The sequence below is a fragment of the Arthrobacter sp. JCM 19049 genome, from assembly GCF_001310435.1.
Map to the genome: position 1 here is coordinate 1 of NZ_BAXF01000678.1, position 975 is coordinate 975.

Genomic DNA, 975 nt, shown 5'->3' on the forward strand with positions numbered 1-975 from the left:
CTTCCTCGGGGCCGGCGATGGGGAGGGAGCCGACCTGCTCGCCGGTGGCCGGATCCATGATCACCATTTGCCCGGTGTCGCGGTCTGCTTGCGTGCTTGGTGCCGGAGCGGTGGACATCGCGTTCCTCCTTCAGTCAGAAAATCAGCTCTCAAAGCTCTGGTTCAGCGGCCCCGGGCACCCAAGGTGTCCACAAGGCCCTGCTACCGCTGAGGTACCCGCTTGGCGGCATTTCAGTCACCGCGGACCCAAGTTCCCGGCAAGTGCTCAGGATCACGTTGCCAACCTCCGCCCGGCGGTAGGGTATGCCCTCAGAAGCCCATCTGACGGCGCGAATGCGCCCCGGGAGCACGTGTGGCAGGAAAGGCAAGGAGATAATGAACGAGACCGCCGTCGGGCCCGTGGCCCCACCTTTCGAATCCATTGGGAGCATCGCCGTGCTACGTGGCGGCGGGTTGGGAGACCTGCTGTTTGCCATGCCGGCCATCCATGCGCTGGCCGCGACGTATCCGCAGGCCCGGATCACGCTGCTGGGCACTCCGCTGCATGCCGAACTGCTGGCCGGCAGGCCCGGACCGGTGGATGAGGTGGCGGTGCTGCCCTTCGCCGAAGGTGTGCGCCCGGGCGGCAGCGGGGACACGGCCGCGGATGCGCAGCAGGTGCAGGACTTCCTGGCCAGGATGCGTGAACGCGAGTTCGACCTGGCCGTGCAGGTACACGGCGGGGGGCGGTTCTCCAACCCCTTCCTGCTGGAACTGGGCGCGAAGCACACGGTGGGCACCCGCACCGAGGACGCGGCGGAACTTGAACGCACCATCCCGTACCACTACTACCAGCACGAGGTGCTTCGGGCCCTGGAGGTGGCCGGGATGGCCGGGGCCACCACCACCGCGTTGAGCCCGCGCATCGAGGTGACCGAACACGATCGGGACGAGGCACGCACGGCGTTGGAGGCACTGGCCCGCAGCCTGCCGGAC

At 67.9% G+C, this 975-nt stretch carries 1 protein-coding gene; it reads left to right on the forward strand.

Annotation, left to right across the window (positions count from 1 at the left end):
• Positions 1 to 375: 375 nt before the first annotated feature.
• Positions 376 to 975 (forward strand): glycosyltransferase family 9 protein (locus tag JCM19049_RS15450; protein ID WP_374700337.1); only part of this gene is annotated, 600 nt, incomplete at its 3' end.